The organism is Dyadobacter crusticola DSM 16708 (genome assembly GCF_000701505.1).
Taxonomy (GTDB): Bacteria; Bacteroidota; Bacteroidia; order Cytophagales; family Spirosomataceae; genus Dyadobacter; species Dyadobacter crusticola.
In genome coordinates, this window is record NZ_JNJB01000004.1 from 107,306 (window position 1) to 127,577 (window position 20,272).

Below are 20,272 nucleotides of genomic sequence, written 5' to 3' on the forward strand. Positions count from 1 at the left end.
AATGCTAATGAAGCGCCAGCTGGCCCTGGTAATGGCCGGCCTGATCGTCCAGTTCTTTAAATCCTTTAATGAGTGAAATAGCGATTTTGATTTTCTCGGTGGTGAGCACGATCAGCTGTCCGGGGCGTGAGTGCCTGATTGCATAGTTGATCGCCTGCAATTCGTCCTGGATCACCTTGATCTTGCAAAGCGGGTTAGCACCCCGGATACCCGCTTTGACCAGCTCGATAATTTCCTGGTGCTTGCGCCCGCGCAGGTCTTCGTCCAGGCGGATAATCACTTCATCAAATATGCCGGCAACCACTTTGCCAAGCTCACGGATATCCTCGTCCCTCCTGTCTCCTACTCCCGTGATGATCCCGAGCTTGCTGGTTGCCGGCAAATTCCCTAAATAATTTCCCAGCGCGTTCATGCCGTGCGGGTTATGTGCGTAATCGACAAGAAAATCGAAGTTGCGGAAATGAAAATGGTTCAGTCTTCCGGGTGTAGACTCGTCGGAAACTCTAAAACTGTACAGCCCCTGCGTCAGCCGAAGCACGTCCACTCCCTGCGAATAGGCGGCCAGTACCGCAGCAAGGATGTTCTCGATCATAAAATTGCATTTGCCCCCGAAAGTGGCAGGAATTGCCTGTACATCGGCTATGGTTACCTTAATGCTTCCGTTGACAAGACGGATTTCTCCATTCTCGTAAATGCAGGCCAGGCCGCCGTCGCGGGTGTGGGCAAGAATGCGTTCGTTGTCGGGGTTCATGCTGAAAAGTCCTATGCGGCATTTAAGGCGCTCACCGATCCCGTAACTCTCGTCATTGTCTGCATTCAGGATCGCGAAACCATCCGGACGTACCGATTCGGCAACAGTTGCTTTCACGCGCACCATATCTTCCACCGTATTAATTCCTTTCAGGCCAAGGTGATCAGCGGCTACATTGGTGATAATGCCTACGTCACATTGATCAAACGCCAGCCCCGACCGCAACAATCCGCCGCGTGCCGTTTCAAGTACTGCCACGTCAACAGTCGGATCTTTCAGGATTGTCCTCGCACTTTCCGGCCCCGTACAATCTCCTTCTTCGATCATATAATCGTTGACGTAAATCCCGTCGGTAGTAGTGAAGCCCACAGTCGCACCGCTTTGCTTCATCAAATGCGCGGTAATGCGGGTAGTAGTTGTTTTTCCATTGGTACCGGTAATGGCGATAATCGGAATGCGGCCTGTTTCCTCGTTGGGAAAAAGCATTTCGGCTACATTGTCACCCACATTGCGCGCCTTGCCGGATGAAGGATACAAGTGCATTCTAAATCCCGGGCTCGCATTTACCTCAATCACCGAAGTACCCGACGCCTTCAATGGGAGGCTTATATCCTGCGCGATGATATCAATTCCGCAGATATCCAGTCCAATCAGCTTCGCGACACGCTCGGCCATCATCACGATCTCCGGATGCAGCCGGTCGGTCACGTCTTCGGAAGTACCTCCCCTGCTCAGATTAGCCGCGTCCGATACCGTTACGTTCACGTCAGATGGAAGTACAGTATCAATGGAAAGGCCCTGTGTTTCCAGATGGCCGAGCAACATGTCGTCTACCACAATGCGCGTTAGCTTGTTCTCGTGACCGTCGCCTCTTCTCGGGTCCAGGTTGGTTTGGTTAATCAGCTCTCTGATTGTGGAGATGCCATCTCCGAAAACCATTGCGGGTGTACGTTTGGCAGCCGCGCAGAATTTATTGTCGATCACCAGCAGCCGGTAGTCGCTTCCAACCACAAACCTCTCAACAATTACTTGGTCTGAAAAACAGCAAGCCCAGTTATAAGCTTCTACTGCAGCACGCATATCCTGCACGTCGGTAGTTACGCCTTTTCCCTGGTTGGCATCAAGTGGCTTGATCACCACCGGAAAGCCGATCTTTGAAATGGCACCCTCCAATTCTTCCTCTGTGGAGATGGTGACCCCGGCCGGTACAGGCACACCAGCCCTGCCCAGCGTTTCCTTCGTTGCATTCTTGTCACCTGCCAGTGATACCGCGATACTGCCCGTGTAGCTGGTGGTAGTTGCCTCAATGCGCCGCTGCTTGCTTCCGTAACCCAGCTGAACGTAACCGTCTTTATTAAGCCGGATGAATGGAATATTGCGCTGCGTACATGCATCTACTATCGACTGTGTACTTGGGCCGAGGCGCGCGTTCTGATATGTTTTTTTGAGCTGCTGTATTGCACCTGCCAGGTCAAACGCGGCCCCGGCTACGAGTGCGGCGGCCATTTGCACGGCATACTCAGCGGCCATTGTGCCGGCGCTTTCCTCATAGTATTCAAACACCACATGATAAACGCCATATTCGCCGGTGCCCCGGGTGCGGCCAAAACCTGTATCCATATCCGCAAGCGACTGCATTTCCAGCGCGATGTGTTCAATGACGTGTCCCATCCAGGTCCCGTCTTTGACCCTCTCGAAAAAACCACCGGGGTGGCCTTCGGAGCAATAATGGCTTTGCAGGCTCGGCATTGCCTTTCGCAATCTTTCGTAAAAGCCTTCAATTTTGTTGGTGGGCAGCTCTTCCAGCTCCTCAAGATCTAACCTCATTACGACCAACTTATTCTTGCGTACCGACCAAACATTTGGGCCGCGCATGCAACGGATATCAACGATTTTCATACTGTTTCCGGATACTTTTACTTACTGTGGATGTATTTAAACTGGCCCTGAAAAGGCCAGATCCGGCGGCTACTAAATATTATGCCAATCGGCTTTGTACATGCTTACGCTCTTGAAAGTTTTTGAATGGTCGGATTGTTATCTTTTTCGTAGAATATTTTGCGCATTTAGAAGCGGAGTTGCCTAAAATCTGTTTTGCTGGCAGAGTTTTTGTATTTGGCCGCAGTTTCCATTTGGAGACCTTACCCCAAAAAATACAAAGCATGTTCACGATTGCCATTCACGGAGGCGCTGGTTCGCTGACCCGGAAAACCACCACTCCCGAACAGGAGACAGATTACCAAAAAGGCCTTGACAAAGCCTTGGAAGCAGGGTATCGTGTTTTAGCAAATGGCGGCAACGCCCTGGATGCCGTTGAAATGGCTGTGCGGGAATTGGAAGACCATCCGCTCTTCAACGCGGGACGTGGCTCGGTGTTCACAGCCGAAGGTACCCACGAAGCCGATGCCGCGACCATGTGTGGACGAACGCGCCGTGCTGGTGCGGTTGCGGGCATTTCGAATATCAGAAATCCGATCAGTCTTGCCAGGAAAGTGATGGACGAGTCGGAAAATGTGCTGCTTGTAGCAAAAGGCGCTATGGATTTCGCCCGGGTTCATGATCTTGCATTTGAAGAAAATACCTATTTCGACACTGACCACCGGCGTGAACAGCTGGCCGAGGAACAAAAGAAGGAAGAAGGCCGGAATACCGGGAAAGGCACCGTGGGCGCAGTGGCCCTGGATGCGGCAGGAAATTTAGCTGTGGCTACTTCCACCGGAGGAATTACCAACAAGAAGTTCGGGCGCGTGGGCGACAGCCCGGTAATCGGCGGCGGCACTTATGCCAACAATCAAACGTGCGCAGTTTCCTGTACCGGCGACGGTGAATTTTTCATCCGGCTTGTGAGCGCCTACGATGTTGCCGCCATGGTGGAATACAAAGGCGCCAGCCTGCACGAAGCCTGCAATACCCAGATGGAGAAGCTTACCGGGCTCGGCGGTGAAGGCGGGCTGATTGCGGTGGATACAAAGGGAAATGTGGAATTGGTTTTTAACTGTGAAAGCATGCTGCGCGCCTGGAAAAATGACCGTGGCGAAGGCAGTACCCGCATCTGGGCCGATCCGGAATAACGTGGCGGGTTTACCACAGATACATTTTATATTTTTTTATCAAAACATGATTTTATGAAGCAAACTACATTGCTGCTGATGATGATGATCGCCGCGGGTTGCGGCGGAAAAAATTCCGGCTCCCAGGTTACCTCGCCCGGGGACTCAATGACCGCAAAAGACCGCCTGCTGAATACCGGCGCGGATATGTTGCAGGACAAAACCCCGCTGAAACATTTCAATGCCTACCTCGACGGTTTTCATTTTTATAACGGGAACATCCATGCACAAATGGAAGCCCATCATTATGTAAGTCAGCTTAACGATGATCTTTATCAGGCCATCATTTTTGACGGAAATGGAAAAGATGCAAAACTGATGGGCGTGGAGTACATTATTACGGCAGAAGCTTTTAAGACGCTGGATGAGGAAGAGAAGAAGCTTTGGCACAGCCACCATCACGAAGTTAAATCCGGCTCGCTTATCGCCCCCGGCATTCCCAAAGTCGCCGAGCACGAGCTAATGGAAAAATTGGTTTCCACTTACGGAAAAACAATCCACACCTGGCACACAGACCAGCAGAGAGGATTGCCAGTTGGCTCGCCTATGATCATGATGGGCTTTACCAAAGAAGGCCAGCTGGACAAGAAAATGTTGAGCGAGCGCGACAAAAGGTTCAATGTATCTACCGAAGAAACCAGGAAAAACCGGGAAGATATCCCGATGCCCCAGCTGATACCCGGGGCGAATGCGTGGGAAAAAGGGGAGATACGCCAGTTTGTGATTACCAACAAAGCAGATTCTGCGGTACACAAACATTAATGTGGGAAACCTGGGGTTTGGCACAATTATTATCAATGGGCTGCGACTTCAATTTTTCCCAACTAAAAACAATTAAAATGAAAAAGTCACTACGTTACCTTTTGATCTCGTTTTTGTCCATCTCAGCATTTTCCTGCACGGACCATGAAGTTGACAACAACTTGTCAGAAATGGACAGGACATTTATGATTAAAGCAGCAGACGCCAACTTATTTGAAATTACAGCGGGCGAGCTCGCGGTTTCAAAAGCTGCACACGATTCTGTGAAGCATTATGGGGAACACATGGTCATGGACCACTCTATGGCAACAGCAGAATTAAAAGCTTTGGCTGCCAAAAAGGGCGTTGATCTGCCTGAAACGCTGTCGCCAGAAAAAAAGATGAAAATAGACAGCCTTTCCGCATTGAATGGAATGGAATTTGACAAGAAGTACACCTTGATGATGGTAGTATCTCACAAAGAGACCATTATGTTGTTTGACCAAGAATTTACATCAGGCCAGGATCATGAAGTCCGGTCTTTTGCGGGCAGTAAGCTGGCCAACCTGCATCACCACCTGCAAAAAGCCGAGGCCCTCAAAGAGATGGTCTGGTAAAGGTACCCGGCCGCGGTACTATCGCACACGCGGCCGGTTTTTTTATATAATTAAATGTTCATCAACCAAATTAAGAATTATGAAAAAGTTAACATTTAGCGTAGCCGCATTACTCCTGTTAGCAGGAGGATCGTTGTTCGCACAGACGACAACAGGACAAAGTACGCCAAGAACGGGCAGCAGCCAGGGAACAAGCACCCAGAGTGGTTCGCAGTCTCAGAAAAGCGGATCTTCACAGGGAGCAGGGAATAATACAGGTACTACCACCCAAACGCAAGGAAGCAGCGCACAAGGTACCTCTGCCTGGCCACAAGCGACCGGCACTACCGGCGCTGAAACTACTGAGCCACAAAGCACTGGACAGGGAACTGCGGGTTCACAAGGTACCGGCACCAGCGGAACAACAGGTAGCGGTTCAACTGGTACGTCCGGTTCAGGAACCAGCGGAGGCGGTACCAGCGGTTCAGGTACGTCAGGATCAAGCGGCATTGGAACTGCGGGAAGCGGAGGCAATACGTCGGGAACAAGTGGTACTTCTACCGGCGGTACAATAGGAACTGGTGGTGCTAATTCAACCAGCCAAGGTACTACAGGCACACCGCCAACGCATATTCAGAGCAGCGGATCACAAAGCGGAAGCTCTTCAAATCCGCAAAATAACGGCACTTCTGGCAGCACTGGCCGGCAGACACAAGGTTCCACAGGCTCAGGGACCAGCGGATCGGGTTCAAGCACAAGCGGATCAGGCACAACAGGCTCTGGCGCTGGATCAACAACCGGATCATCGGGTAGCAGTTCTTCTCAGTCAGGTTCTGGATCATCCAGCAGCGTAGGCGCAAGTGATTCTGGAACTTCCGGAACTTCCAGCCAGACAGAAGGCAAAAAGAAACGTAAAAACAAAAGCAAAGGCGGTTCAGCCTCTGGTGACAACTAATATTCCTTTGTTGTTTTAAAATAAAAAAGACGCCCCCGCAGAAAATCTGCGGGGGCGTCTTTTTTATACTCCTAAACCTTAATCCTTTTTGGTAGATGGTCTCGGCCCGGTTTTCTGATTATGCTTGATTTCCTGGTTCCTGTAATTTCCGGTAACACCTGTGTGGTCTTTGGTATTCCTGCGGGATGATCCGCTTCCTCTTTTTACAGTGGTATCAGGCTCAGTCATATTCTTTCTCCGCTTTTCACGCGCCTCTTTCGAGTTAAGCATTGATTTGGAATCGCCTTCGCCGTCGCGGTTCGAACCTACGTAATTGGCGTTTTCATTCGATTCGCCGCCAGGTCTTACGCTGGAACCTACCTCATTTGCTTTTACACCCTGCTGCTCACTTGCATTCAGTTTCCGGTCGTTTTGCTGGCCGCCGCGAGCTGGTTTCTGAGTATCAGATTGCCCACTCTGGGTTTGCTGGGAAGAAGTCGATTCGGTTTTCTTCGCAGCCCCGCTACCTGATCCGCCGGAGCCCGACGTACTTTGGGCGTAAGATAATGTGGCGGTACACAGCAGTGCTGCCAGTGTAATGTTCATTGATTTTTTCATGATAGTCATTTTTAGAATTGATGAAATATGCGCATTCAGGACAGCTGGCCGCGTTTGCTGGCGATCACCGCCAGCGAAATGCCAAGCAGCGCGACACCGATCACAACTGCGGCGGCGACGGACATTGCCTTCTTTTTAGGCAGGTACACTACCCCATCGCGATTGGCGACAGCCGGATCATTTACATAGCGACCAACCTTCGGAACAGCTGACTCCTCAAAATGGTAGGCCAGCTCGCGCAGTGCCTGCTGCATTTCGGCGCCGGACATTGGTTTTCCGTGACCGGACGCAACGATTTCGGGATTAAGCTCGGCCAGCATGTTGACAGATTCCTTCGACTGCTTCCAGTCATAAGTGAAATATTTAGGCGGGCCCGACACCACTTTCCGCTGTGTTGCTACGCAAAGCGCAGACTCCTGGCGTGTGGTTACAAATGCGTCACCAGACAGCAGCAGCTTGTCTTTTTCACGCCACAAGCTGATATGCCCGGGCGCGTGGCCGGGCGTGTGGTAATACTTCCATTCGGGTAATACAGGTACCGAGCTCGTAACAGGCAGGGTTTGTATGGAGTCGGATACGTCAATGGGATCGTTGGGGTACAAATCTGCCATGTACGCCATTAACCCTCCGCCTACGCTTGGGTCGGCGGGCGGGTAAGCAGACTTACCTGACAGGTAGGGCACCTCTAAAAAGTGCGCTACGACGGGAACATGCCAGTCTTCCAGCAGCTTCTTAAGTGAGCCGACGTGGTCAAAATGTCCGTGCGTGAGAACAATCGCTTCGGGCGGCATATTTTCACCGAATATCTCCGCGGCGACCTGCTTTATCTTAGGATATGCAGTTTTGAGGCCGGCATCCACCAGTACCCAGGTTTTGTCGGGATTGGCTATGAAAAATACATTGACAAAAATGTCCCGTAGCCCCCATACTCCCTCCGCTACCTTGAAATGCGATGCATTCATGATTGTGGCTTTTTCCATTTTTAGTATTGTTGAAAGTTTCGTGTTGAGTTTAAAAATTGTGCCATTGAGTGCATTCCCTGGTGGTATTTATATATTTTTGGTTCAAGCGCTCAGACGCTTTCTTCATGCACATCGGTAAAGCTTATATGAAACAACATTTGTACAAAACCACTATCGAATGGACCGGTAACCTGGGAAAAGGAACTGCCGACTACCGTTCCTACGAACGGAACCACATTGTAAAAGTGAATGGAAAGGTGGATATCGCTACTTCCTCAGATCCTGCATTCCGCGGTGATCCCGCCCGCCACAATCCGGAAGAGCTCTTTCTCGCATCTATTGCTTCATGCCACATGCTCTGGTATTTGCACCTCTGTACTGAAGCCGGCGTGATAGTTACTGCATACACCGACCAGGCAGAAGGGACAATGGAAGAAACGGCTAATGGAAGCGGCCGTTTCACAGAAGTTATTCTGTATCCGGCCGTGCAGGTACTCGAAGCACATATGCAGGAAAAAGCAGACGCACTGCACCACAAAGCGCATCAGTTTTGCTTTATCGCCAACTCCTGCAATTTCCCGATCCGGCACAAGCCGGTATCTTACGTATAGTAACGTACCTGAATATCCCACCTCCCCTTGGAACGGCTTTTGCAAGTATAGCAGACATACTATAAACCGCTTACTGTTATGAAAACCGAGACAGGCTCAGAGCCAAAGTTCAAAACCAAGACTTCCGTTAAAGCCGAACCGGCTCTCACCGAATTATTCCTCGACAGTCTCAGAGATATCTACTGGGCTGAAAATCATCTTGTTAAAGTACTCCCAAAAATGATCAAGTCAACCAGCTCACCGAAACTGGCCAGCACGATCGAGGAGCATTTGGCACAAACAGTAGAGCACGTAAGTCGACTGGAAGTGATTTTCGACCTGTTAGGTGAAAAGGCGATTGCCAAGAAGTGCGACGCAATGGAGGGACTTGCGAAAGAAGGCGAAGGCATTATCGAAAGTACTGACGAAGGCACTGCAACGCGTGACGTTGGTATTATCCTCGCTTCTCAGAAAGTTGAGCATTACGAAATTGCCACTTACGGCGGACTTACCCAGCTTGCGAAAACGCTTGGTCTGAATGAAGTAGCCGAGATTCTTGCCAAAACACTGGCAGAAGAAAAGATGGCCGATGAGCTGCTCACAGAAGTTGCGGAAAATGAAGTGAATTACAAGGCTGCCGAAGAGGCCTGAATCTAAACACATAAAATATTACTATGGCGACTAACCAAGATCAGGAAAAACCGATACAGCCCGAAAACGATAAAATTGAAAACCTTGCCCCGCATACCACTGAGGATGAGGGTACATTGCTTACAACGAACCACGGCGTAAGAATCAACGATGATCAGAATTCACTGAAAGCCGGAGAACGCGGGGCTACTTTGCTGGAAGATTTTATTTTCCGGGAAAAAATGACCCACTTCGACCATGAGCGCATTCCTGAGCGCATCGTGCATGCGAGAGGATCTGCGGCTCACGGCGTTTTCCAGGTATATAAGTCCATGTCGGACGTAACGCGTGCGCACTTTCTGAGCGACCCAACCTTGGAAACACCTGTTTTCGTACGGTTTTCGACCGTAGCAGGATCGCGCGGGTCGACGGATCTGGCGCGGGATGTGAGGGGATTCGCTGTTAAATTCTATACACAGGAAGGCAATTTCGACCTTGTCGGAAACAACATGCCGGTGTTCTTTATTCAGGATGCGATTAAGTTTCCTGATCTGGTGCATGCTGTAAAGCCTGAGCCGGACAACGAAATCCCACAGGCGGCTTCGGCACATGATACTTTCTGGGATTTTATCTCATTGATGCCGGAGTCCGCTCACATGATCATGTGGACGATGAGCGACCGGGCTATCCCGCGCAGCTACCGCATGATGGAAGGATTCGGCGTACATACATTTCGTTTCGTGAATGCAGAGGGCGTTTCGAATTTTGTCAAATTCCATTGGAAACCTTTACTTGGTGTACATTCAGTAGCCTGGGACGAAGCGCAGAAGATTTCAGGAAAAGATCCTGACTTCCACCGTCGCGACCTTTGGGAAGCGATCGAAAGCGGAAACTTCCCGGAATGGGAGTTAGGTGTGCAAATTGTCCCCGAAGAGGATGAGTTCAAATTCGAGTTTGACCTGCTTGATCCCACAAAGATCATCCCGGAAGAACTGGTACCTGTTCAACGCATCGGTAAACTGACATTGAACCGCAACCCGGACAATTTCTTTGCCGAAACCGAGCAGGTAGCTTTCCATATTGGTCACGTTGTACCCGGAATTGATTTCACAAATGATCCGCTTCTGCAGGGAAGGCTGTTCTCCTATACGGATACCCAGCTGCTGCGTCTTGGCGGTCCTAACTTCCACGAGATACCTATCAACAGGCCGATTGTGCCGGTTCATAATAACCAGCGCGACGGCTTTATGCGGCAAACGATCAACCGCGGCAAGTCCAGCTACGGACCAAACACGATCGGAAACAACTACCCGGCCCAGGCGAGGGCTTCGGAAGGTGGGTTTACGAGCTACCCGGAAAGAGTGGATGCGCGTAAAGTGCGCGCTAGAAGCAGAAGCTTTTTCGACCATTTCAGTCAGGCCAGGTTGTTCTTCAACAGTCAGTCTGAACCTGAGAAAGACCATTTAATCGACGCACTCAGCTTTGAGCTGGGCAAGGTAACCTCGCCGGAAATCCGTACACGGATGCTGGGTATTTTGTCGCTGATCGATAAGGCGCTGGCAGCGGAAGTTGCATTTGCACTGCGCCTGCCCGTGCCGGAAGATCCTGAACTACCTGTGAACCGTAGCATTCCTGCAGACGGAGATCCTGCTGATTATGATTCCATTATGGCGGAAGGAAGTCTGACATCCTCAGCTGCATTGAGTATGGCGAACACGGTCAAAGACACGATCGCTACGCGTAAGATTGCATTCCTGGCAGCCGACGGCGTTGATGCGAATTCATTGATTACGGTAAAAAATGCATTGGAAGGTGCAGGTGCAGTCGTGGAGATTGTTGCCCCGCGTCACAGTTACCTCATTGCCGAAAACGATGTGCAAATCCCGGTTAATCATACCTTCCTGACAGCCGCTTCGGTTTTGTTTGATGCTATTTATGTACCTGGCGGAACCAACAGTGTAGCGACCGTGGAAGCAGATGCCGACGCGGTTCACTTCCTGAATGAAGCTTTCAGACACTGCAAGGCAATTGCGGCTGACGAATCAGCGATTCAGGTGTTGGAAGCGACCTATTTCAGCAAAAAGCTACCTGCTGATTTCTCCGATGCGACGGTGATCAAGGAAGGCGTAGTTGTACTTGACGATCCGGAAGCACTGGCGGATAAATTCATACTCGCAATATCGCAGCACCGTTTCTGGGAGCGCGAGAAACCGAGACGGATTCCTGCATAACCGCTTAAATCATAAACAAGAACACCCGGGCTCTCAGAGTCCGGGTGTTCTTGTTTTAAAGGATATCAGCTTTCACAGCAATCCAGCTTTTATACTTTTTCCAGTATGTTCAATGCTTCCTGGTTATTCTGCTGAGCTGCAAGATCGTAGACGGACAAGCCGCGCGCATCCAGTATACTGGTGCTGGCTCCCCGGCTGATCAGCAGCTTTACCAGGTCATTGCGCCCGAACATGGTTGCGAACATCAATGCGGTGCCGCCGTTTCCGTGTTGCTGGTCAAGGTGTGCGCCTTTGTCGATCAGGAGATTGGCGATATCTACGTAACCTTTGAATGCGGCTCCCATTAGCGCGGTATTTCCCCCATAATCGGCTCCGTTTACATCCGCGCCCGATTCGATGAGAAATCTGGCTGCTTCCAGCTGGTTGTTGTAACAAGCCACGATCAGCGGCGTGTAGCCTTTTTCGTCCCGGCAGTTTACGTCGGTTTTCAGATCCACGAGTTCCTGCAGAACAGGAACATTCCCCAGTCTGGCAGCGTGGATTATTACTTGAGTGTAGTTTTCCATTTTTGTGTAGCGATGATGATTTGATTTTACCAAATATTATACCATTGAATTAAGCTGGCTGTCATACCGGGAAAAACGAGGTTGCAAATCCTGGCGTGATAATTTAGAATCTACCATTTTTGACATTACGCGACTACTTTAATGCATAAACCCGACTACCACCGGATTGAAGATTACGGATTAATTGGCAACCTCAAAACGGTTGCGCTTGTTTCGGTCGACGCTTCGATCGATTTCATGTGTTATCCCTCTTTCGACTCCCCTACTGTGTTCGCCAGATTACTCGACAACAGAAAAGGCGGCAGCTTTGAGGTTTTTCCTCAAATGAACAACTACAATACCAAGCAGATTTACCTGCCGGCAACAGCGGTGCTGCTTACGCGCTTCTTTTCGGAGGACGGAATTGTGGAAGTAACGGATTATATGCCCATTAACGAAGACGCGGCAGACAATTCGACGGCGATCGTGCGGCAGATTAAAACGGTACGTGGCAATATCAAATTCCGCGTCAGGTGCCAGCCTGCTTTCGACTATGCGCAAAGTACCCATTCGTGTGAGCTGCGTGACAATGCGGTGTACTTCAATCCGGATAATGCGGAAAACAATGTACTGCGGCTGATCGCGGATGTTCCCCTGGAAATGGAAGAACTTGCCGGCGTCGCTGAATTTACTTTGAAACAGGGTGAAACTGCCTGCCTTGTTCTGGAATGTGGTAAGAGCAAAGTCCAGGACGAAAATCCCATTAGCACCTATAAAGCAAATACTTACGGGGCTACCATCGCATTCTGGCGGAACTGGTCGAAAAAGTCTACTTACAAAGGCCGGTGGAACGGTACTGTCAACCGCTCAGTGATCACCCTGAAACTCCTTACTTCGCGTGAGCTTGGCTCCATGGTAGCGGCACCTACGTTCAGCCTGCCCGAAACGATCGGCGGCTCCCGGAACTGGGACTACCGGTTTATGTGGATACGGGATGCTGCATTCACGATGTACGCATTCCTCCGGCTTGGCTACAACGACGAAGCTACTGCCTTTCTCAAATGGATCCACGACCGGTGCCGCGATGACAAGTTGTACCTGATGTACACCATTTCCGGCGAACACGACCTGGCCGAACAAGAGCTGGATCAGCTGGAAGGTTATAAAGCTTCAAAACCCGTGCGGATCGGCAATGCTGCTCAGGACCAGTACCAGCTGGATATTTACGGCGAGCTGATCGATACCATTTATATATACAATAAACAGCACGCACCGATCACGTTCGAGTTTTGGGAGACAATTGTGAAGCAGGTAAATGAAGTAATAGACAAATGGAAAACGGCCGATCACGGCATCTGGGAAATTCGCAATACCGAAAAGGAATTTCTGCACAGCCGGCTCATGTGCTGGGTAGCAATGGACAGGGCGATCAAAATCGGGCAACACCGCTCCTTTCCTTTTCCCGAAAACAAATGGAAGGAAGTCAGGGATGAGATATATGCAGATATTTACCATAACTTCTGGGATGAAGAAGTTGGTGCGTGGGTGCAGTACAAAGGCTCCAAAAACGTCGACGCGAGTGTGCTGCTGATGTCGCTGATGCATTTTATATCCCCGCGCGAGCCGCGGTGGCTGTCTACCCTCGACGTAGTAGAGGAACAGCTGGGCATTGATGTGCTGCTATACCGCTACAAAAACGGGCCTGATCAATTTGACGGACTGGAAGGCGAGGAAGGCACTTTTAATATGTGCTCTTTCTGGTTTATCGAGTCACTTGCCAAGAGCGGCCAGGTTTCGAAAGCATTGGAGAGTTTCGAGAAAATGGTGGGTTATGCCAATCACCTCGGTTTATTCAGTGAGCAGATCGGCCACAAGGCAGAGCATTTAGGCAATTTCCCGCAGGCATTTACACACCTTGCATTGATCAGCGCCGCATTGGAGATAGACAAGCAGCTCGACAGGACTTAGGTATCTAAAACTCTTTTTCACCAAACTCGCTGACAGGCAGCCTTGCTTTTTTCGCGAGTGAGTTGAGGCTGTAACTCAGGTTAATGGTAAACATATCGGTTTCCTGGATGTAGTTGGTGGTGGTGTAAAAGTCTTTGCCGTAAGTGGTAATACGCTGCTGGTTCGAACCTAACAAACCGAGGTCAATTTGCTGCCATTGAAGTAATGCAGAGAGTTTTCCTTTCAAGAATGTCTTTTTCAGCGCCAATGCAGGATTTAGAAACCTGGAATCTTCTCCCTGCGCCGTTACCCGGCGTGACAGGTAATTGTAAGTCAGTTGCACATTCCAGGTTGGAGAAAGCCGGAAGCTTGTGTTTGCATTCACAGACCATACAATACTGCGCTGATTGACTGGAACTTCAAAATTGAAAAGCGCGCCTTTGATCTTGTAATTGTATACATTTCCTCCTGCATAAAACTGCCACCAGCTGGTCGGCTGCAAGGTTGTACCAGCTTCAATCCCCCACGAGGTAGCGAGCCCTGCATTGGTGTAGATACGGTTGAGGATCGTGTCGTTGTAAACACTGTTGACCCGGTTGACCACGTTTTTGATCCTTTGATTATAAACAGTTGCAAACACCGTGTTTTTACCAAAATCCCGGATCAAGCCAATTTCCGACAAGTCTATGAACTCGGGCAGAATGTTGGGATCGCCGGATTCCAGTGTTTCGGAATGCTCGCGCTCAGGAAACGGGTTGAGCTCTGCATTGGTAGACCGCTGCACCCTTTTGCTGTAATTTGCTTTCAGGCGCAGGTTTTTGCTGGCCTGATATTGCAGACTGGCTGTCGGGAAAAGATTGGACAAATTAAGATTCCGAACTGGATCGGTTCCTGCTGTAAATGCGCGGGCCGAATACTCGTACCGTAATCCGCCTGCGTATTCCACCTTGCCCTGCTTGCCTGCGTACTGCACAAATGTGGAGTGGATCTGGTTCGCGACCCGCGTGCGACTGCTGAATTCCGGCACGACTACCAGCGTTCCATCTTCGATATCCTGGTTCAAATACTGAAACTGGCCTTTCTGGACCTGGTTGCGGTACTGGTAACCGGCTTCCAGCTTTCCTTTACCAAGATTCATCGCGTAGTCTGCGCGAATGCGGTATGCATTTAGCGGGTTCTCGCTCGGGTTGCGGGTGTACTGCAGTACGCGGAGGCGCGTGGGTTCGTCGGTATTCAGGTTGGTGGTCAATCCGTCCAGGTCGGCCCGCTCGTACAAACCAGAAACAGTCAGTGAAGATTTGTTTGCAAAAGTGTGTATGTAATCCAGGTTTCCAAGTGTGATATCTGCTGTTTTTTTAGCGATGTTGCTGTTGAAATAATTAATTCTCCCAATTACTTCACCCGTTGTCAGGTCGGTTTTTGTGTTATTATAAACAATATCGGCACGGCGGGACTGCGACCGGTAACCTTTGTAAATCCCTGCTGAGATTGTGTTGTTTGGATCAGGCGTAAATGCCAGTGAAGCGCGGCCGGTGTAATTGTACCGGATAAAACTGCGCTCTCCGTCAGATGGAAAGGTTGTCTGGATATTATCAATCGTCGTGCGCACGTCCCCTACTCTCCTGCCTGCAATATCGTTCCGCAGGTAACTCCCGCTCACCTGAAAATCCCATTTGGCGCTTCTGACTCCAAATGCCGCGTCAGCACCAAAACGCGATGGATTTTGGAGGTTTCCATAAGTATACACAGCAGGCAGCCCACCCAGTACATTGGCAGAGAGAAAACGCTCGCCAGTCACAGGAGCTTTTGTAACAATATTGATAATCCCACCTTTTCCATCGGGATCAAACCGGGCAGAAGGCGAGGTAATTACTTCCACATTTTCGATCAGATTGGCAGGCAGCTGACTTAACACCTGAGCCGGGTCGGATTGTACCGGCTTCCCATTGATCAGTACCAAAAAGCCCGAAGAGCCCCGTAATGTAATTGCCCCTTCACTGTTGACAGTCACAGAAGGCGTATTCCGCAAAACGTCCACAGCAGTGCCGCCTCTGCTGGTCAAGAAACTTCCGGCTTTGTATACCTGCCTGTCGACCTTATTCTCCAACACGCCCTGCTTACCCCGCACATTCACTTCTTCCAGCAGGCGGGAATCGGCGCGCAATGCGATGTGCATGACCAGATCTCCGCTATTCTCAGCCGGCAAAGTCAGCCGCTGCATGTGATAGCCCAGGTATTGTGCCTGTATATAATACTTATCCGGGGCGGTATTTGCAAAACGATAAGCTCCGTCTGCGTCCGCGACCACGCTATTTACGAGCGTCGAATCGCTGCTTTTGTACAATGCAATTGAGCTGAATGCGAGCGGCAGGCCGGTGTGCTGGTCTGTAACTTTCCCCGAAATACCGAAGGTAATTTGAGCTGACGCAGTAAGAAAACTGCACAGTCCTGAAAGCAGCAATGTAAAGAGTTTCATTAAAAGTAAATTTCGCCGATCACAGTTGTTGATCAGGCAAAATTATATCCTGTAACCTGGTAGACTTGGTAGAAAAATGCCAAAAACTGGTACATTCAGGAAATTCCCTTCCTGTAAATGCCTGGCAGCACACCTACCTGCCTCTTGAAGAATTTATTAAAATGGGACGGATCGGTGAAGCCCAGTTCGTAGGCGATTTCAGACAATGTATCCTCTGAGTAGAGCAGCCGTTTTTTTGCTTCCAGGTTCAGCTTCGCATTGATCAGCTCGCCCGCCGTTTTATCAAGCAACTTGCGGCACGTGTTGTTAAGTGTTTTGGAGGTGACGTTCAGGCTTTCTGCGTAAAATCCTACCTCGTGATTGGTTTTGTAGTGCGCATCCACCAGCTCGAAAAACGTGGTCAGCTGGTCGGGCAAAACCTGCGGCTGCGGAGAGTCCGTCTCTCTTTTCAGCAGATTGAACAGCAGTTGCAGGTAAGTCTGGATTACAGCGAGATGGTTCTCTTTCTGATCCTGGTACTCGGTTTCTATGTTTTCGAAGATCTCGAAGATCGTCTTGTCTACGTGTTCCAGCTCGTAACCATTCCTGAAAATGGGTGGAAAGCTTTGGAAAAGATAGTTGTAAAAAGGCTGGTTGAGCAGAAAGTCTTTTTGGAGCATGATCACAAAACCCTTTGGGATTTCCGTGAGTGCCCAGCTATGGATCTGGCCGGGCATAACGAAGTACAGACTGAAAGGTTTTACCTCAAATTGATGGTGATCAATGTGGTGTACACCTGCTCCTTGGCGGAGGTAGATGATTTCGAGATAATCCTTGTGACCATGCGGGCTAGTCGTTTTGATTACCTCCTTCATTCTCTTGATCCTGAACAGCTCTGTTGTTTCGAGCTTGTTCTTCACAGGTATTTGCATGCGGTTTTTAGCGGGTTAGGTCAATGTAACATAAGCACATACATTGATATCATCGTACAAGTTTCTGGCAGCAAGAAAATTCCAGTCCATTTTTGCAAGAGAGAGTTGCATAACCGTTTGGTTATTTATATAATTGCATAACCAAACGGTTATCTATTTAATTTTGAAGAATGACAGCGCGCAGAGATGTTTTTCAGGCAATAGCAGATCCGACCAGAAGGGCGATGATCGGGTTGCTTGCTTCCCGTACAATGACCGTCAGCGATGTGGCCGACAATTTTTACATGAGCCAGCCGGCGATCTCCAAGCACATGCGGATCCTTACCGAGTGCGGACTTGTGGTGATGGTAAAGCACGGGCGTGAGAAACACTGCCGGGCCAATCTGGGTGCGCTGGAAGAAGTCGCGAAATGGGCCGAGCAGCACCTCGCATTCTGGAACCAGCGACTTGATACACTTGAAGATCTTTTGAATAATAACCAGTAACCTTTTTTCCAAATCTTAAATATTGACAACATGAAAATTGAAATGGTGAGTGTATTTGTTGACGACGTCGTGAAAGCGCACAAGTTCTACACGGAGAAGCTTGGCTTTGTAGAAAAAATGTTCGTTCCCGAAGCTTACCTGGCAATCGTCGCTTCGTCGGACCAGCCTGACGGCACGTCGATTTTGCTGGAACCTAACCAGAACCCGATTGCTTCGACTTACCAGACAAGCCTGTGGGAAGCCAACCTCCCGGTGATCACCTTTTCTGCCGTTGATATTTACCAGGAATACGAGAAGCTGAATGCAGCGGGAGTTGTTTTCCGCAAAGCGCCTGTGAAAACCGAATGGGGTTACGAAGCCATTTTTGAGGATACCTGCGGGAATCTGATCCAGCTGGCGGCATTCTGACACGTTCGATGATGGAGAAAAAAGGAAAGATACTCGCACCGGGGGTGATCTGCTTCGAGCGCGTTTTTAACAGCAGCATTGAGACAGTTTGGAGTTACCTTACGGATTCCGAAAAACGCGGCAAGTGGCTTGCGAGGGGTGAGATGGAGCTAATTCCCGGCGGGGATTTTACCTTGCATTTCATGCACAGCGAACTCAGCCCGATCCCCGGTCCGCCACCTGAAATGCATAAGGCAATGGAAGCGGGACACAGTTTCAGCGGCAAGGTACTCCGGGTAAATCCGCCCCATTTACTCTCATTCACCTGGCACGACGATTCCGAAGTTACATTCGAGCTAAGCACAGAAGCCAGCGGCGTGCGCCTGGTACTCACCCATCGGAAAATAGCAGATAAGGGTAAAAACCGTCAGATGATCGGCAGCGGCTGGCACACGCACCTGGAAATCCTGGAAGCGAATTTAAATGGAGCAGTGCCCCGCAATTTTTGGGTGATTTTTGAGGAGACGCAGAAGGGGTATGTTTAGATTTCGGTGAGTGCTGGACGGTATGGAGTCTTGTATTGTATTTTGCGTTTGGCTCAGCTTGGTCCAAGTTGGCAGCTGCATTGGCGGTAACCTAATGTATAGCGAAGCAGGAGGACTCTATCGCTCGTTTTTGTGTTTGTTGTATGATGTCGAAGTTTTGGAACGACACGGATTCATTAATAGATCGTAGATACATACAGCATATGGAAACTCCAATTTTAAACCGCAAACTGGTTAAGGTGCAAACTCCACATGGACACCAGGGCTTTCTCGGGCGGGATCACATTGCCCGGGCGGTAATACAGAATGATTTTAGCAACAGCGATCCATTCATTATTTTGATGGATGATTTTTTGGACAAAAAAGACAGCGAACCCGTCGGCGGCCCTCACCCACACGCAGGCTTCGAAACTGTTTCGCTTTTGCTGGAAGGCGAAGTCGGCGACTCGGCACATACCATGAAGTCGGGTGACTTTCAGATGATGACTGCGGGAAGCGGCATTGTTCACACCGAAACGATCGAGCGCGAATCGAAAATGCGGCTGCTGCAAATGTGGCTGAACCTTCCTAAAAAAGACAGGTGGATTACGCCGCGCGTGCAGGACCTCTCTTTCGATAATGTGCCGAAAGCTTATGAAAATGGTGTAGAAATCCGCGTTTACAGCGGTAAATTGGGTGGTGTTACCTCACCAGTGAAAAATCACACTCCTGTAATTATTGCCGATATTATCCTGCAACCAGGCGCAAAAACGACTCAGAAACTGCCAGCTACATTCAATGCATTTTTGTATGTAATTGAAGGCAGTCTCGAAGTTGGAGACCTGAAGAAGTTGAATGACGGGCAAATTGGGTGGCTTGATAAAAGTGATGCAGAAGGCGAAAGTACATTGAGCCTGGCGGGTGGTGTTTCTGGCGGACGGGCTATTCTATACGCCGGCCAGCCACAAAATGATCCCATTGTTTCTTACGGACCTTTCATTGCAGACAAAGATGAAGAAATCAGGAGTCTGTACCGCGATTACAGATCAGGCAAAATTGGACATATTTCGGAGTTACCGGAAAGTCAGCGGTTTAAGTATTAAGCTATTAGCGGTTGGCGGTTGGCTAGTTAGGCATTACAGTTTGTCACATGTAAACTGTCAACCGTCAAACCAGCGCCGCCATTTCTTTCCATTCATAAATCTGCACTTTGCCGGCTGGCTTTTTTGCGGCGGCTAGCATTGATTTCGCTACGTCTTTGGCCTGGATGCCGCGGTATTTTTTGGTTGGACCGATTAGCAGCGGATTAATTAGGGAAAACAATCCGATAAATGATTTTTCTAGTGGGCGGCTTTCCTGCCGGTCTCCCATGATCATGGAGGGGCGGAATATGTGTGTGTGTTCCATATTAAGCGCAATGATGTCCCGCTCCGTTTCACCTTTTGTACGAACGTAAAAAACACTGGAACCCGCATTCGCGCCGATTGCAGTAACTACAAACACCGACTTCGCGCCATTTTCCTTGGCAATCCGCGTTGCCAGGACCGGATAATCGTGATCCACCTGGTAGTATATCTTTTCGTCGGGCGTATTTTTCCTGGTAGTGCCGAGCGCGATGAAAACCTCGTCGGCTATGAGCTCGTAGCGGAGTTCCGGAAGTGTGTTGTAATCGCCAATCAGGACTTTGAGCTTGGGGTGCTTTTTGTTAAGATCTTTCCTGACTACGACCGTTACCTGTGCGTAGTCAGGATCATCCAAAAGCCCTTCGAGGAGATAGGAACCAATGAAGCCGCTTGCTCCGAATAAAATGGCTTTTTTAGATGTCATCGTGTAA

General features: G+C 49.7%; 19 protein-coding genes. 12 read left to right on the forward strand and 7 right to left on the reverse strand.

Features of this window, described 5'->3' with window-relative positions:
* Positions 1–4: 4 nt before the first annotated feature.
* Positions 5–2,650 (reverse strand): cyanophycin synthetase, encoded by a 2,646-nt coding sequence (gene cphA / locus Q369_RS0103920; RefSeq protein ID WP_031526496.1) that lies wholly within the window; start codon positions 2,648–2,650, stop codon positions 5–7.
* Between the two features lie 263 nt (positions 2,651–2,913).
* Between cphA and Q369_RS0103925 the strand changes: the two genes are divergently transcribed.
* The 4 genes from Q369_RS0103925 to Q369_RS0103940 all read left to right on the forward strand — a co-directional run bounded on the left by Q369_RS0103925 (position 2,914) and on the right by Q369_RS0103940 (position 6,153).
* Complete coding sequence (locus Q369_RS0103925; protein ID WP_031526497.1) at positions 2,914–3,822, forward strand: isoaspartyl peptidase/L-asparaginase family protein; 909 nt, start codon at positions 2,914–2,916, stop codon at positions 3,820–3,822.
* A gap of 54 nt (positions 3,823–3,876) precedes the next feature.
* The gene (locus Q369_RS0103930; protein ID WP_031526499.1) at positions 3,877–4,623 is read left to right on the forward strand and encodes an OBAP family protein; all 747 of its coding nucleotides are present in this window, start codon (positions 3,877–3,879) and stop codon (positions 4,621–4,623) included.
* Positions 4,624–4,700: 77 nt separating this feature from the next.
* On the forward strand, positions 4,701–5,219 hold the full coding sequence (locus Q369_RS0103935) for a DUF4142 domain-containing protein (protein WP_169739234.1): 519 nt from the start codon (positions 4,701–4,703) through the stop codon (positions 5,217–5,219).
* A gap of 79 nt (positions 5,220–5,298) precedes the next feature.
* Complete coding sequence (locus tag Q369_RS0103940; RefSeq protein ID WP_051663907.1) at positions 5,299–6,153, forward strand: hypothetical protein; 855 nt, start codon at positions 5,299–5,301, stop codon at positions 6,151–6,153.
* Positions 6,154–6,231: 78 nt separating this feature from the next.
* On the opposite strand, the gene Q369_RS0103945 is transcribed toward Q369_RS0103940, so the two are convergent.
* Both Q369_RS0103945 and Q369_RS0103950 read right to left on the reverse strand, forming a co-directional pair.
* Entirely contained in the window at positions 6,232–6,750 is a 519-nt protein-coding gene (locus Q369_RS0103945; protein ID WP_051663908.1) for a hypothetical protein, read from the reverse strand.
* A 35-nt stretch (positions 6,751–6,785) separates the two neighbouring features.
* Complete coding sequence (locus Q369_RS0103950) at positions 6,786–7,730, reverse strand: MBL fold metallo-hydrolase (RefSeq protein ID WP_035332970.1); 945 nt, start codon at positions 7,728–7,730, stop codon at positions 6,786–6,788.
* Between the two features lie 107 nt (positions 7,731–7,837).
* On the opposite strand from Q369_RS0103950, the gene Q369_RS0103955 reads away from it, so the two are divergent.
* The 3 genes from Q369_RS0103955 (at position 7,838) to Q369_RS0103965 (ending at position 11,163) form a co-directional block, all read left to right on the forward strand.
* Positions 7,838–8,323 (forward strand): OsmC family protein, encoded by a 486-nt coding sequence (locus Q369_RS0103955; RefSeq protein WP_031526505.1) that lies wholly within the window; start codon positions 7,838–7,840, stop codon positions 8,321–8,323.
* A gap of 78 nt (positions 8,324–8,401) precedes the next feature.
* Complete coding sequence (locus tag Q369_RS0103960) at positions 8,402–8,953, forward strand: YciE/YciF ferroxidase family protein (RefSeq protein WP_031526506.1); 552 nt, start codon at positions 8,402–8,404, stop codon at positions 8,951–8,953.
* 23 nt (positions 8,954–8,976) lie between these two features.
* Positions 8,977–11,163: a catalase gene (locus Q369_RS0103965; RefSeq protein WP_031526507.1), complete on the forward strand. Its 2,187-nt coding sequence runs from the start codon at positions 8,977–8,979 to the stop codon at positions 11,161–11,163.
* A gap of 89 nt (positions 11,164–11,252) precedes the next feature.
* Here the strand turns inward: Q369_RS0103965 and Q369_RS0103970 are convergent, their stop codons facing one another.
* A complete protein-coding gene (locus tag Q369_RS0103970; protein WP_031526508.1) occupies positions 11,253–11,729 on the reverse strand; it encodes an ankyrin repeat domain-containing protein in 477 nt (158 codons plus the stop codon).
* Positions 11,730–11,870: 141 nt separating this feature from the next.
* Here Q369_RS0103970 and Q369_RS0103975 point away from each other — a divergent pair, with 141 nt between their 5' ends.
* On the forward strand, positions 11,871–13,676 hold the full coding sequence (locus Q369_RS0103975) for a glycoside hydrolase family 15 protein (protein WP_031526509.1): 1,806 nt from the start codon (positions 11,871–11,873) through the stop codon (positions 13,674–13,676).
* Positions 13,677–13,680: 4 nt separating this feature from the next.
* On the opposite strand, the gene Q369_RS0103980 is transcribed toward Q369_RS0103975, so the two are convergent.
* A complete protein-coding gene (locus Q369_RS0103980) occupies positions 13,681–16,131 on the reverse strand; it encodes a TonB-dependent receptor domain-containing protein (RefSeq protein ID WP_084165641.1) in 2,451 nt (816 codons plus the stop codon).
* Positions 16,132–16,226: 95 nt separating this feature from the next.
* Entirely contained in the window at positions 16,227–17,042 is an 816-nt protein-coding gene (locus tag Q369_RS0103985; RefSeq protein ID WP_031526512.1) for an AraC family transcriptional regulator, read from the reverse strand.
* A 170-nt stretch (positions 17,043–17,212) separates the two neighbouring features.
* Between Q369_RS0103985 and Q369_RS0103990 the strand changes: the two genes are divergently transcribed.
* The 4 genes from Q369_RS0103990 (at position 17,213) to Q369_RS0104005 (ending at position 19,541) form a co-directional block, all read left to right on the forward strand.
* Positions 17,213–17,527, forward strand: a complete 315-nt coding sequence (locus Q369_RS0103990; protein WP_031526513.1) for an ArsR/SmtB family transcription factor — start codon at positions 17,213–17,215, stop codon at positions 17,525–17,527.
* Positions 17,528–17,557: 30 nt separating this feature from the next.
* A complete protein-coding gene (locus Q369_RS0103995; protein ID WP_031526515.1) occupies positions 17,558–17,935 on the forward strand; it encodes a VOC family protein in 378 nt (125 codons plus the stop codon).
* 8 nt (positions 17,936–17,943) lie between these two features.
* Positions 17,944–18,459 carry an SRPBCC family protein gene (locus tag Q369_RS0104000; protein WP_205624299.1) on the forward strand — a complete coding sequence of 172 codons (516 nt, stop codon included), beginning with the start codon at positions 17,944–17,946 and terminating at the stop codon, positions 18,457–18,459.
* Between the two features lie 203 nt (positions 18,460–18,662).
* Positions 18,663–19,541, forward strand: coding sequence for a pirin family protein (locus Q369_RS0104005; protein ID WP_031526517.1), 879 nt, complete (start codon positions 18,663–18,665; stop codon positions 19,539–19,541).
* 64 nt (positions 19,542–19,605) lie between these two features.
* On the opposite strand, the gene Q369_RS0104010 is transcribed toward Q369_RS0104005, so the two are convergent.
* A complete protein-coding gene (locus Q369_RS0104010) occupies positions 19,606–20,265 on the reverse strand; it encodes an oxidoreductase (RefSeq protein WP_031526518.1) in 660 nt (219 codons plus the stop codon).
* Positions 20,266–20,272 lie beyond the last annotated feature (7 nt).